At 74.8% G+C, this 242-nt stretch carries 1 pseudogene; it reads left to right on the top strand.

The features are described 5' to 3' along the window. Positions 1 to 242: pseudogene (locus tag AC0IY1_RS25525) on the top strand (PhnA-like protein); the annotation flags it as partial.

The following is a 242-nucleotide window of genomic DNA, read 5'->3' as shown; positions in this document are numbered from 1 at the left end:
CACGGCCTGGTCTCCTGGGCGGTGACCACCCTGGTGGTGCTCTACCTCCTGACCTCGGCCGCCGGCGGCCTGATCGGGGGTGCCTTCTCGGGCGTGACCAGCACGCTGGGCGGGGCCGGCTCGCTGGTGGGCGGCACGGTGCAGACGGCGGCCCAGGCCGCGGCCCCCTCGCTCTCCAAGATCAGCAACCCCCTCGACGGCATCGAGCAGTCGGTGCGCAACCAGGCGGCCGGGCAGGACCC

The organism is Methylobacterium sp. AC690, from assembly GCF_979256535.1.
This window is presented reverse-complemented; position numbering and strand designations above follow the sequence as displayed.